The organism is Atribacterota bacterium, assembly GCA_028703475.1.
Lineage (GTDB): Bacteria > Atribacterota > Phoenicimicrobiia > Phoenicimicrobiales > Stramentimicrobiaceae > JAQVMU01.
On sequence record JAQVMU010000046.1, the window covers coordinates 1 to 13450 of the forward strand.

General features: G+C 34.6%; 14 protein-coding genes. All 14 read right to left on the reverse strand.

What is annotated here, in order from left to right:
* Positions 1–21 precede the first annotated feature (21 nt).
* Positions 22–660: an imidazole glycerol phosphate synthase subunit HisH gene (hisH, locus tag PHQ99_05850; GenBank protein ID MDD4289091.1), complete on the reverse strand. Its 639-nt coding sequence runs from the start codon at positions 658–660 to the stop codon at positions 22–24.
* A gap of 15 nt (positions 661–675) precedes the next feature.
* Positions 676–1275 carry an imidazoleglycerol-phosphate dehydratase HisB gene (gene hisB / locus PHQ99_05855; GenBank protein ID MDD4289092.1) on the reverse strand — a complete coding sequence of 200 codons (600 nt, stop codon included), beginning with the start codon at positions 1273–1275 and terminating at the stop codon, positions 676–678.
* A gap of 27 nt (positions 1276–1302) precedes the next feature.
* Positions 1303–2313 carry an HAD-IA family hydrolase gene (locus PHQ99_05860; protein ID MDD4289093.1) on the reverse strand — a complete coding sequence of 337 codons (1011 nt, stop codon included), beginning with the start codon at positions 2311–2313 and terminating at the stop codon, positions 1303–1305.
* A gap of 23 nt (positions 2314–2336) precedes the next feature.
* Positions 2337–3635, reverse strand: a complete 1299-nt coding sequence (gene hisD / locus PHQ99_05865) for a histidinol dehydrogenase (GenBank protein ID MDD4289094.1) — start codon at positions 3633–3635, stop codon at positions 2337–2339.
* 42 nt (positions 3636–3677) lie between these two features.
* On the reverse strand, positions 3678–4346 hold the full coding sequence (hisG, locus tag PHQ99_05870; GenBank protein ID MDD4289095.1) for an ATP phosphoribosyltransferase: 669 nt from the start codon (positions 4344–4346) through the stop codon (positions 3678–3680).
* Positions 4330–5589: an ATP phosphoribosyltransferase regulatory subunit gene (hisZ, locus tag PHQ99_05875; protein MDD4289096.1), complete on the reverse strand. Its 1260-nt coding sequence runs from the start codon at positions 5587–5589 to the stop codon at positions 4330–4332. Before hisZ ends, hisG begins: the two co-directional genes overlap by 17 nt.
* A 250-nt stretch (positions 5590–5839) precedes the next feature.
* Entirely contained in the window at positions 5840–7333 is a 1494-nt protein-coding gene (locus tag PHQ99_05880; GenBank protein MDD4289097.1) for a B12-binding domain-containing radical SAM protein, read from the reverse strand.
* Positions 7334–7444: 111 nt separating this feature from the next.
* On the reverse strand, positions 7445–8299 hold the full coding sequence (gene pgeF / locus PHQ99_05885; protein ID MDD4289098.1) for a peptidoglycan editing factor PgeF: 855 nt from the start codon (positions 8297–8299) through the stop codon (positions 7445–7447).
* A 30-nt stretch (positions 8300–8329) separates the two neighbouring features.
* Positions 8330–9055 carry a DUF2461 domain-containing protein gene (locus PHQ99_05890; protein MDD4289099.1) on the reverse strand — a complete coding sequence of 242 codons (726 nt, stop codon included), beginning with the start codon at positions 9053–9055 and terminating at the stop codon, positions 8330–8332.
* A gap of 29 nt (positions 9056–9084) precedes the next feature.
* The gene (locus PHQ99_05895; GenBank protein MDD4289100.1) at positions 9085–9732 is read right to left on the reverse strand and encodes an SGNH/GDSL hydrolase family protein; all 648 of its coding nucleotides are present in this window, start codon (positions 9730–9732) and stop codon (positions 9085–9087) included.
* Positions 9725–10321: an HD domain-containing protein gene (locus tag PHQ99_05900; protein ID MDD4289101.1), complete on the reverse strand. Its 597-nt coding sequence runs from the start codon at positions 10319–10321 to the stop codon at positions 9725–9727. Before PHQ99_05900 ends, PHQ99_05895 begins: the two co-directional genes overlap by 8 nt.
* A 105-nt stretch (positions 10322–10426) precedes the next feature.
* Positions 10427–11791, reverse strand: coding sequence for an MATE family efflux transporter (locus PHQ99_05905; protein MDD4289102.1), 1365 nt, complete (start codon positions 11789–11791; stop codon positions 10427–10429).
* Between the two features lie 167 nt (positions 11792–11958).
* Positions 11959–13122 (reverse strand): galactokinase, encoded by a 1164-nt coding sequence (galK, locus tag PHQ99_05910; protein ID MDD4289103.1) that lies wholly within the window; start codon positions 13120–13122, stop codon positions 11959–11961.
* On the reverse strand, positions 13119–13450 hold a 332-nt coding region (locus tag PHQ99_05915), incomplete at its 5' end, for a galactose-1-phosphate uridylyltransferase (GenBank protein ID MDD4289104.1). The genes galK and PHQ99_05915, both read right to left, overlap by 4 nt.

Below are 13450 nucleotides of genomic sequence, written 5' to 3' on the forward strand. Positions count from 1 at the left end.
ACACAGTAATTATCTTTTATATCAATAGCCGGAATAATCAGCATTACATATCTCTCCAAACTTTTTTAATAAACTTAATCCCTGAAGACTGCTCTTCTCAGGGTGAAATTGAACTCCAAATATATTTTCAATACAAACCGCAGATGCAAAATTATTCTCATAATATGTCTTTGTTAAAATAATATCTTCATTATCAGGAATACAATAGTAAGAATGTAAAAAATAAAAATAACTATTATTTTTTATATCCGAAAAAAGACTCCTGCTGCAATTATTAGCATCAGGAAAAAATTGAATTTGATTCCACCCTAAATGGGGAACACGCATTTTCTCAGGAAAGCGGACAACTTTTCCCGGGATTAAATCCAGTCCTTTATATAGTCCATTTTCTTCACTATAAGAAAACAATAGTTGCATTCCCAGGCAGATACCCAAAAAAGGCATTCCCTTCCCAACCATCTGTTTAATTACTACATCCAGCTTCTTATCTTTCAATACCTTAATTGCATCACAAAATGCACCTACCCCTGGTAATATAAGACCTCTGGCTTCTTTAATTACCTCAGGATTATTACTGATCTGCACCTTATAACCCAAATAATCCAGAGCATGCTGAACACTTTTAATATTGCCCATCTTATAATCTATAATAACAATCATCTTAACTCCTGATATTTATGCCAGCATACCTTTGCTGGAAGGGATATTGCCTTTTAATCTTCTTTCTATTTGAATTGCCTGGTCTAACGCCCTTGCAAAACCTTTAAAAATAGCTTCGATGATGTGATGAGTATTCTCCCCCTTCAGCAAATCAATATGCAGGGTAATTCCTGCCTCATATGCGAGTGAGAGAAAGAATTCTTTCCATACTTCCCCATCAATTTGACTGATCCTGCCTATTTTTTCAGGAGGAACATTATAAAAAAGCCTACCTCTTCCACTTAAATCGATTGTAATGCGAACCAGCGCTTCGTCCATTACCAGAAGATAGAATCCATAGCGTTTTATGCCAGACTTTTCTCCAAGTGCCTCCTTAATAGCTCTCCCCAGGCAGATTCCAAGGTCTTCCAGAGAATGATGGGCATCAACTTCAATATCACCATTTAATTTTAATTGAAGATCAAAAAATCCATGTTTACAGAACAATACCAACATGTGATTTAAGAAAGGTAATTCACTCTTAATATTACATCTTCCCTCACCATCCAGATTAATATTCAAACTGATATCAGTCTCGACAGTTTTCCGACTAACTGTTCCTGTCCTTTTTCCCAAGGAAATCACTCTCCTTTTTAAATTTAATTAATTTTTATTATGAACCAGGCTAATAATCTGATTTACATTTTCTGCTAAAAAATCAACACCCTTATCAAGAAAGTTTTCTTTCTGAGCCTGGTAGCCGTCTCCGGCAAATTTATTATCTAAAATCAGTGAGAACAAGCACTGCTGTTTTTTACGCTGTTTATTAAAATTTTTTACAGTTAAAAGATCAGCCATGGTATCACCTATATATAACCCTGTCTTCGAGCTGGATGTATCTATCAGATATTCTAATCCTTCAGGTGAGGGTTTCTTTTGCTTATTATCCTGTGAAGTGATTATCATTTCCGGCTTAAGAAAACTTTCCCAGCCTATTTTGTTCAGGATATATCGGGTTTCTGCCTTATCTCTACCTGTTAATATTCCCATATTATAATTCTTCAATATCTGTGTTGCCTCAGGATTAATCAATATAGTTTCACTTTCAATGTTGCCATTGTTTTTTTTGATAAATTCCGGATAAAAATTATAAAACCGATAACAATATTTCTTTCCGGCATAGAACTCTTTAGCTATTTGGAATATCTTTTCCTTATGCCATAAAGAAAAGATTTCATCTGGATCTGAAGCATTCTCCTTTATCCACATGTGCAATTGAGACAATCCATCACCGGCAGATAAATTCTCACCAATAAATTCATCAATCGTTGGGGGGCTATCTTTTAGTTTTTCTAATGTGTTCAGTTTAGACTGTTTCATTTTCCAGAGATAATACAAAATAACTGCAGCAGTCAATTCCCAATCATCATTAAATCCTCCTACCAGCTTGAAACTGTTGATTATCTGCCTGTCAACAAGTTTTTCTTTACCAGCTATCCTGATAATATGAGTAAAATAATACTGAACAGTATCAATTACTGATTGATGATAAGAAGCAGAGACATTGACCAGTACACCATCTATGTCAAATATAATCACATCAATATTGTCCAGAATAGGAAATTTGTCTTTTTTTACTAAAATATTTTGTTTCAGTAAATAGTCTCCAATCAATTGCAATCTCCATAATTTTATTATTATTTTCTTATTCTTAATGCATTAGCATGGGCTGGCAATCCTTCCAAATCAGCAAAACGGGCGATCTTTTCTTTATCATGCAACAATTTATCTCTATTGCAGCATACAATACTGCTTCTTTTTAAAAAATCATGAACCGACAATACGGAAAACTGTCTGGCACTTCCCATAGTAGGCAAAATATGATTTGGTCCTGCCCAGTAATCACCCAGCGGTTCCGGTGAATATGGTCCTAAAAAGACAGCACCAAAATTCTTTATTTCCCCAAGATAAGACCAGGGGTTGTCAATCTGTAATTCTAAATGTTCTGGAGCAAATTTATTTATTAATTCTATAACTAACTTATTATTTTCCGCCAAAATGATTCTGCCATTTTCTCTTAATGCACAGGCAATTATATCTTTACGCTGACAATGTTTGAGTTGCCGGGATATTCCCTTTTCAACCTCCAGGGCAATTTGTTTAGATGTTGTAATCAAGACAGCTCTGGCATTTTTATCATGCTCAGCCTGGGAAAATAAGTCCGCTATAATGTAATCTATATTTGCACCCTCTTCTGCCCATATTAAAATCTCACTTGGTCCGGCTAACATATCGATATCTACCTGCCCGAAAACATGTTTCTTTGCCAGTGTTACATATATATTTCCGGGACCGACAACCTTGTCTACCGGTTTAATGGTTTCAGTTCCATACGCCAGAGCAGCAATAGCCTGGGCTCCACCAATTTTATATATTTCAGAGATACCAAGTTCTTGAGCAGCCATTAATAAATATGGAGACATTTTCGATCTGTTTCCCAGTGGTGTGACCACACATACCTCTTTTACTCCGGCAACAAGGGCAGGAACCGCTCCCATAATCAATGAGGAAGGATATTCTGCTGTACCTCCGGGAACATAAATTCCTACCCGCTGTAATGGTCTTATCAATTGACCTAAAATCATGCCCTCTTCCTGGTGAGAAATCCAGGATTTTTCAAGCTGATTCTTATGAAATGATTGAATTCTATCTATAGATTCTTTAATAATACTAAGTAGCTGGCTTTCAACAAGAGATTTTGCTTCATTAAATTCACTATCGGTTACCGTAATCTCTGACAGCTTCAGATTGTTTTTATCAAATTTATGCGTTAATTCAAGAAGCCCCTGGTCTCTCGTATCTTTAACCTTATTGATTATTTCTCTAACTTTTTTCTCTATATCTTCAGTGAATACATCAGCACAGCTTCTTTTTATACTGTCATACACAGCAAATCTATTCTCTGTATTAAGGGTCTGGGTTTTAATTACTTTCATCTTACACACCAAATCTTTATTTTTAAATATTCTTATAACAATTTAATTGACCACTATCTTTCGTAAAGCCGTGACAACCTGGTGAACCTGCTTATGTTTAGTTTTGTAGCTTATTCGATTAGTAATTAACCGTGCACTAATCGTGGTAACCTCCTCAATAATCTTTAGATTATTTTGCTGAAGAGTTTTTCCGGTAGATACCAGGTCAACTATAGTATCAGCCAATCCTACCTGTGGGGCAAGCTCTATTGAACCATAAAGGTTAATAATCTCCCCATGAATCCCTTTTTGGATGCAGTAATTTCGACTAATATTAGGATACTTAGTGGCAATTTTTAAAGGCAGTCTTTGCTCGATTACCTTTTCTATCTCTTCTTTCAACCGGGAAGCAGCCATAACAATCCGGCATTTTCCCAGACCAAGATCCAGCAATTCGTATACATTTTTTCTTTCTTCTAACAGAATATCTTTTCCGGCAATCCCTATATCTGCAACTCCGCATTCTACATATGTAGGATTATCCTTAGGTTTGGTGATAATAAACCGAAAAGTCTCATCCTGATTATAAAAAACCAGTCTTCTATCTGTCTTTTCATCATAATCAATTACCCCAAAATAACCTGATTCTTTTAACATACCAATGATGGGTGAAAATAATCTGCCACTGGGTAAGGCAATTGTCATAATAAGATTTTTATTGGTCTTTTCCATAGTATACCTTTTCTTCCTGTTTTGTCTCTAAATCATATTTTATAATCTTCTCAAGGTCTTCTGACTGAATATCAATCAAATAACGAATTTTCTTTGTCAGGGCATAATTAATATTCTGTTCTCGGGAATTTTCAAAATCTAATTCCATTTCAACTATATTGCCCTGTTTTCTTAATTTTTCCGCCACCTGAAATGCTGATTGAATAAAATCTTTTTGATATCTTATAAAATATTTACGGCTATTTAAACTCTCCTTGCTTTTGCTGTTCTGTCTTCCTAATGCCCTTTCCAGTTTTTCTATACCAATTGCTGCTCCGGTTGAAGGGATATCTCTACCAAACTTTCGGCACAGGCTGTCATATCGGCCACCACCACATATCGGGGAACCCATATACCCTGTATAACCTTCAAAAACAATGCCGGTATAATAATCAAAATTTCTTATTATGCCCAGATCAATTATGATATATCTTTCAAAACCATATATCTTCAAATGCTGATAGACTTCCCTGACATCCTGTAAAGCTAATGCTGCTGTATGGTTGTCTCCTTTGATTACCTCTTCTACCTCCCCAAGAACTTCTTCGCCTCCCCTCCAATGGGGTAAATGCTGAATAATCTCTTTGTCACGATTGGACATGTCATAAAGCAACATTAATTTTTCCAGCAAAACAAAGTCTTTATTCATTATAGTTTTGCGTAATTCCTTTTTATGCTCTGATACTAATGGTAACTTATCCATAATTGAATTAAAAAAACGTGCACTTCCAATATCAATATAGAAATTTTTTAATCCTGCATTAATTAGAGCTTGAATAGTTGCTGCAATAACTTCGGCATCAGCCAGGCGATTATTCAAACCTAACAACTCTATTCCTGCCTGATGAAATTCCTGCTGATCATCCGTATTTCCATTTAACTTTCTAAAAACACTATTTAAATAATAATATTTATGTATATTTTTATCTTTCAGCTCAAGCTTGGTGGCCGCAATACGCGCAATAGGGGTAGTCATGTCTGGACGCAAAACAATTACTTCACCATCAGGATTTAGCAGTTTAAACATTCTTTCTTTTAATTCAGGTCCAACACCTTTCACCAGGAAATCATAATATTCCAATGTAGGCGTGTCTATTTCCTGGTAACCCCACTTTTCAAAAATTTCTTTTAATCTGTTCTCACAAATTCTTCGTTTCTCTGTATCAACCGGTAAAATATCTTGAAAACCTTTAATAACATTCATAATTTATACCAATTTTTTATTCTTTCTTATATTTGTTAAAAAGTAAATAGTATTTTTGTTGTTTAAATCTTTACCAAATTAAATTGTTAATAATCAAATAAACGAAAGTATAACATCTTTTATTACAAAGGTCAATAATAAAATAAAATTTTTTAAATATTAGCATAAATGGATTTGGGGAATCAGCATTATTATGCCGTTTATACTTTTATTACTGTAATGATTTTTATTTGTCCAGCTTATTCCGCGATTAATTTTTTTTGTTAAATATTTTACGAAAATGAAAACCGGTAATAGAATAGGTAATGGCTGCCGGGAACAACCTGGGGCGATGGAACAATGTCCAGAAAAATACTTTCCAGTAATATATCCTCCCTCTCTCTATAATACCCAAATACCAGATAGATTTTAAAAAGGCTACCAGATAAATCCAGCGAAAACGATTTGTCTTTGATTTAAAATGTTCAATATTGAGTGTTTTAAGGAGAGATAAAACTCGGTTATAATAATATCGTGGTGAATAGATGGTCTTCAATATAGTCTGATAACCTTTCAACAATTCATCATATTTCATTTTTGGGATAAAGTTAATGGAAAAATCAGTATTACTCCCACTTGGATATTTTAGGAAACGATTCTCCTTAACAAGACGATGATACAATTTTGTTCCTATTGGGGCATTTAACAAGCCCACCATAGCAGTAACTATACCGCTATTCTGAATAAAATTAATCATTTTTTCAAAAATATCCGGAGGATCGTGGTCAAACCCTACAATAAATCCACCTGTAACCTGCATGCCATATTCCTGTACTTTATGGATAGATTGAATCAGGTCCCGGTTTCTGTTTTGATTTTTATGGCATTCTTCAAGACTTTCTTCATGTGGTGTTTCAATACCAATAAATACAGAGTCAAAACCAGCTTCTGCCATCATTCTCATTATTTTATTTTCTTCTGCAATATTAATTGAAGCCTGGGTACCAAAGGAAAAACAGCTATTTTTTTCTTTATTCCATTTAATCATTGCTGGCAGAATTTTCTCTCTCAATTTTCTCTTATTGGCAATGAAATTATCATCTACAATAAACACTCCTTCCCTCCATCCCAATTGATACAGTTTATCCAGCTCTTTTAATAATTGTTCTTGTGATTTAGTTCTGATCTTATGGCCAAAAAGCAGAGTTACGTCACAAAAATCACAGTTAAAAGGACAACCTCGGGAATATTGAAGACACAATGAATTGTACTTGTGTAAATTATCAATTAACTCCCAGGCAGGAACTGGTGAATTTAACATATCCGCTTTTTTATCACTGGCATAAATCCTTTTCATGCTCCCGTTTTGCAGGTCATTCAGAAATTTGGGGAGAGTAACTTCTGCTTCATTTAAAACCAGATAATCTACATCTTTAAAATCTTGACTGGAAGCTGTAAAAAGAGGACCACCGGCAACAACAGAGGCACCTAACTCTTTACAGCGGTTGATAAGCTCTCTGGCTGATTTTCTCTGAATAGACATGGCTCCTATAAACACATAATCTGCCCATTTTATATCCTGATCTTGAAGCATATCACCAGCGGAAAGGTCTACTAATTTCTTTTCCCAATCTACCGGAAGTAAAGCAGCTACCGTCAGCAACCCCAGGGGTGGCAAACTTGCTTTTTTGGAAATAAACTTTAAAGCATAATTGTAACTCCAAAATGTTTCTGGATAAGTAGGATATACCATTAATATTTTCATATAGAAACATCCTCCTTTTTATTGATTGATAGGATGTTTAACAGGTTTGATATTCAGGGGTGGATTTTTTGGATTTTAATAAATTTTATTTTACAACATTATAACACTTTTTTATTTTTTCATCATTATACCGGCAGCAAAACGGCCAGTATGTCCTTTATCTTTTCTGCTTGAAAAAAAAGTATCTGAATTACAACAAGTGCAACTCCCGGCTATCTCAATATTTTCTTCCGGGATTTGACAATTTAACAGCTGTCTTTTGTTTGCTTCCCATAGATTGAAATATCCTTTTCCATCTTCGCTTATATTTTGAATCAAATATTCTACATTTTGAAAAGACTTCTTTGCTCTTTTGATAACCTCCGGACCAACCTGGTAACAGCAGGGACCAATTGACGGTCCGATAGCACACATAATATCCTGTGAACTGCTGCCAAAATAAGATCTCATGAGGTTAACTGTCTTTTGAGTAATTAAGTCGACAGTGCCTTTCCATCCGGCATGGACCAACCCAATAATCTTTTTTTTGTTATCATACAGAAATACAGGCACACAATCCGCTACAAAAATTAAAAGACAAATATCTGCATATTGTGTAATCATGGCGTCATTGTCTTTTATGGCTGTAGAAATATCAATTGAGCCACTGCTTTTTTTACTTTTATCTATTATTGCTACATGGTTTCCGTGTACCTGATTGGAAATAGTAAAATTGCTTATTGGTATGTCAAGGTAATTTGCCAGCTCAAGCCTGTTTTTTAATACATTATTCTCATCATCACCTACATGAAATGCCAGGTTTAAAGAATGGAATGGCGGTTGACTGCATCCCCCATGCCTGCTGGTGACAAAATGAAGCAAGTTATTTTGTTTTGATAAACCTCCAAATGTAAAAAGAGGCAAACTTTTTTCGGTATTTTTTTTAAAATAGATATTTAATTTAAAATTGTCAGTTGATTCATCCATATTTTTCTGCAAAAAAGGTATTTTTCTTTCTTAGATTTTATTTTTTTCTTTACCGTTCAGCCTGACATATTCTGTTAGCCAATTATGAATAGGTGAAAAATCTTTAAAGATTTTAAAAACAAATTTTAAAAGATTCCTGTTGTATAACTCCGGAGGAATTGGAATTTTTGTGCTCACAAGAAGTGAATTAAAACGGAGCAAATCTTTTCTACTGTCTTTAATTTTATATCCTTCCGGAACTTTCTTATAATATTCCTTGCTTACTTGATAATCAGGATTTTCTTTAATCTTTTCTATAATTGATAATAATTCTTCACCACTTTCAGGATTTGCTACTGCTGTACGATAACTAGTGATTATCTTTCTGGAAAATGTTTTTATACCCGCTGAAAGATAAAGTTCATCCGGACTCAATTCAAAATAATACCCAGGTGATACTTTTGCTTTTCGTACTCCATGCCAGAACCATATACCCAAATAAGCCCTATAGGGTTCTTCTTCACTTGCATATCTGGTATCCCGGTAAATTCGGCTTATAGAGCGATTCACTTTTGGATCAGCATTGATTCCGGGAGAAATTTTTTGGAGCATTTCCCCCATCTCAACAACAAAATCACCAGCCGGTTTTAATACCTTCCTGTTGTAATCCTTTTTACGAGCTAAAAACCATTCCCGGTTATTATTTTCCTTTAAATTTTTTAAAAAGAAAACAGCTTCCGCCGAAAATCCCTCAAATTTACTTTCTTTAGATGCCATCTCAACCCCCTGTTAAATTAATTGTGTATTTAAGATATATTATGGGAATTCTTTTCGATTTTTTTTATTTCCTTTATTAATAATCCTGCAAGAATGTTATGATTTTCTTCATCCAGGTGCACCCCGTCTATTGGACTTACCTTCACATTTGAGGAAATATCTAAAAAATGACAATGATTAACTATGGCAATTTTTTTATATTCTGAAATTAATCTTTTTGACTTTTTGCTGGCGTTCTGAAATGGGGAATCGGGTAAAACATTCTCTGAAATATGTGGATTAGATATAAGTAAAACCTCTGGTGCCATCCCTTTGGAGCCAAATTGAACATTTTTAATTAACCGAATCATTTTTTCCATATTCACAGCAATATCATGAACTGAACTCTTATAGTAATCCTTCAAATCATTGGTGCCTAAAAATAGAATAACTATATCCAAAGGACTATGTGTTTCCAGGCATGGAACTAAATAAATAATTCCATTTCTACCGGGGCGATTTGGGTCTTCTGAGGCTATCGTTCTCCCATTTAATCCTTCTTCGATAATCTGATATTCTTTTCCTAATTCAAGAGCCATAATTCCTGTCCAGCGTTCATCAGAATCATATCGTTTACCTAACCCGGGAATATATCCCCAGGTATTTGAATTTCCAAAACATAATATTCTTTTAAGCATTAGAACCAGAATATCCTTTTAACCCTAAATCATCAGCAATTTCCTGCATGCCTTTGATAGTATCATCGATTAATTCTGAGAGCTCTACTCCAAGCATTTCTGCCCCTTTTTGGATTATTTCCCTGTTCACACCAGCAGCGAAGCGTTTATCTTTCCATTTCTTTTTTACTGATTTTACCTTTACGTCCATTACACTTTTAGAAGGTCTTACCAGCGCCGTAGTTACAACTAAACCTGTCAATTCATCAATAGCATATAGTGTCTTCTCTAATAATGTTTCCGGTTTTACATCAGAACAAATTCCCCATCCGTGGCTTTCAACAGCGCGAATATAGTCAGCCGGCCAATTATTTTGTTCTAATATCTCACGACTTTTTGAGCAATGCTGCTCGGGATATCGTTCATAGTCCAAATCATGAACCAGACCAATAATACCCCATTTGTCCTCATCTTCATTCTTTTTTTTTGCCATATAACGCATTACGCCTTCTACGGCTAAAGCATGTTTGATAAGGCTATCTTCCTGATTATACTCTTTTAACAATTTTAACGCGTCTTCTCTGGTAGGATTATAAGTTTCTTTTTCCATAAATTCCTCCAAGTTTAAATAGTCTACTTTATCATTGCTATTCATTATAACACTAGAGAGTTAGAATTAAAAGCTACAATAATATTTGCTAATTTTAATCATCTTTCAGACTCCGAAAATCTCTGCCTCATACCGAATCTTTCTAATCTCACTTCTCAGGAAAAACCAGGTGATTACTGCAGAAAGGATATCTGCTATCGGATAAGATAACCATATACCCATTAAACCAAGCTGTGTAAACCGTGGTAAGGCAATAATCAAAGGTATAAATAGTAATACGCGGCGCAGCAAGGAAAAAACTATAGCCGGTGCTGCCTTGCCTAAAGCCTGAAACAGGGTAGCACCGGTCATTTGTATACTTAAAATCGGGATACTGAACAATAAAAGCCTCATTACCGGCATTCCTGCCTGAATAACTTCTAAATCAGTGGTAAAAATTCCAATTACCTTAGCCGGCCATATTATCATAAGCAGACAGATTGAGGTTGACATAATTAACAATACTTTTATAGTTAACTTTAATACCTCCAAAACCCTATCATATTGTCTGGCGCCATAATTATAACCGGCAATAGGTTGCATTCCCTGAACAACTCCAAACATCGGCATAAAGAGGAATCGTGTTATTTTTATAACAACACCCAAAATAATAATAGCCAGATCTCCACCATAAAAACGTAAGGATTGATTAACCAATAAAGTAGCGATACTGCCGGAAGACAAGCGCAAGAATGAAGGCAATCCAACCGTTATAATTTCCTTTATTATTTCTAAATTGGGCTTCAAATGTCTTAACTTTATCTTTAAAAAAGTATCTTTTTTATAAATATAATAAATTATGAATAAGAATGAACAGAACTGTGCAGTTATCGTTGCCAGGGCAGCTCCTTTAATGCCAAGATTGAAAACAAAGATATAGATAGGATCCAAAATTATATTAAGAATAGCTCCTATTAACATAGAAATCATAGCTGCTTTGGCATTACCCTCTGCACGTATTAAATTATTAGAAGATATTGCAAAAGAGAAAAATGGTAAACCCCACAGGATAACTACCACATAATCATGTGCATAAGGTAAAATAGTTTGAGTGGCTCCAAAAAAAATCAGAATTTGTTCGATAAATGATAAACCAATTGCCGAAACAGTGAACGCTAAAGTAATTACACAAAAAAATGAATTACCAACTACACATTTAGCACGATCAATTTTCCCTGCTCCCAGATTTCTGGAAACAGCAGAACCGGCACCCAGCCCGACTGTTTGTGCAATTGCAACAATTAGCATCTGCAGAGGGAAGGCAATTGCCAGGGCGCCTATTGCCAATGAACCTACTCCTCTTCCTACAAATATGGTATCTACTAGATTATAAAGTGCATTTGCTACCATGCCCACTACTGCTGGAAATGAAAGTCTTAAGAGCAGTTTATTTATTTTTTCTTGACCAAGACGAACTACATTTTGCTTAATTTACTTTTCCTCCCGGATTAACAGCAATAAATATGAAAAAATTAAAGGCAATTTAAAAGTATATCTAATAGAGAAGAAAAAGTAAAGTTATATAATAGTTTTACTATAATAAAAGAATCTATCATGCTGAATAAATTTAAAAAGAAGTAGCAGCAGTAAAAAAGTGTTTAAAGTCTCTTCTTCATGGCTATTCCAGAAGTTATTGTAACAGGAAACAGTAGGGGGAATTTTTGAAATACTATATTATATTTTTCTTTAATTACATTAAAAACTTTATCAATATTGTTCTTTTCTAATAGAGCCAGCACACAACCTCCAAATCCTCCTCCCATCATTCTTGCCCCAATAACTCCTTCACTGGCTTTCAAATAGTCAACAATAAAATCCAGTTCGGGGCAACTAACCTCATAGAGGTATTTAAGTCCATTATGAGAAGAATACAACAATTGACCTACCTGGCGGAATAATCCTTTTTCCAGGGCATTTACCATTTGCTGAACCCGTAAATTTTCCTCAGCGATGTAAACAACTCTTTTATAAACATTTGAGGAAAACCTGCCTTTAAAATGATTTATATCTTGTAATCCTATCTCACTCAATGATTTTAAATGCGGGTCAAGACAATTTTGTAATACCTTCAGTCCTTCTTCACATTCCTGTCGTCTTATATTGTATTTACTGTCTGCTAAACTATGAGAAATAGATGTATCAATGAGAACAAAAAGATACTCATCAAGGCATAAAGGAATATACTGATATTTCATTGTCCGTATGTCTAAAAATACAGCATTGTTTTCCTTACCCATAATAGAAATAAATTGATCCATTATTCCACATTTCACACCAACAAAATCATTTTCAGCTTCTTGTGCCAGGAAAGCCATTTTGATTGGTTGTAATTGGAGGTTAAATAATTCGTTAAGAGCAAATAGAAACACCACTTCTAAGGCAGCTGAGCTGGAAAGACCTGCCCCAACAGGTATGTCTCCGGTAACATATACATCCAGTCCGGGAAAATCTGTAAAATTTATTTCCTTCTGCAGTGTAAATAGGACTGCTTTCAGATATTTTACCCATCCGTCTTTCAAACATATTTTTTTTAATGGATATTTGTGAAAATGCATACCAGGAAATTCCTGCGAATATGCCCTCAGGCTATTGCAATTGTTTTTTCTAATCGCAAGATTGATATTGCGGTTAATTGTTGCCGGTAGAACATAGCCATTATTGTAATCAGTATGTTCCCCAATAATATTTATTCTTCCCGGTGCACTAAAGTGAATAAAGTCTTTTAAATCTTCAAATACTTCGCCTATTTTTTTTCCGTTCAATTTATACTCCTTAACTGTTCGGCAATTTCTTCAGGAGATGATGGATTGATAAATTGCCAGGTCATAGTTTCTACACTTGCCATCCACTTGATTTTATCTTTTTCCCTTAATGGTGGGCAAAACTCAACATGGAAGTGAAAATAGTTATATTTATCCTTCTCTGAAGGTGTTATAAATAAAGCCATCATATAAGGACAGGATCTTTCAAACAATTTATCATATTTTCTAGTCACAATTTTTAATGTTTCAGCAAATGATTTTTTTTCTGAATCATGCAAATCAACAATAGAGCCTATGTGACGTTTTGGCAAAATATGAATTTCATAAG